At 38.8% G+C, this 237-nt stretch carries 1 pseudogene; it reads left to right on the forward strand.

The features are described 5' to 3' along the window. Positions 1-237 (forward strand): annotated as a pseudogene (locus ACRHOC_RS15140) (TIGR01777 family oxidoreductase); the annotation flags it as partial.

Genomic DNA, 237 nt, shown 5'->3' on the forward strand with positions numbered 1-237 from the left:
ATCATGTGATATCAGCAAGCGCAATTGGTATATATGCAAGTAGTCTTACAAATTATTACACAGAGGAAAATCACACGGTTTCCGACTCTTTTTTAGGAGAGGTTGTGGAGCAATGGCAACAGGCTGTGGATGAATTTAAAACCTTACGATGTAAACTTGCCAAGATTAGAATTGGCTTAGTATTATCTGATGATGGTGGTGCCTTACCAGCAATCGGAAAACCTGTAAAATTTGGTG

Source organism: Winogradskyella poriferorum, assembly GCF_050618035.1.
GTDB lineage: Bacteria > Bacteroidota > Bacteroidia > Flavobacteriales > Flavobacteriaceae > Winogradskyella > Winogradskyella poriferorum_A.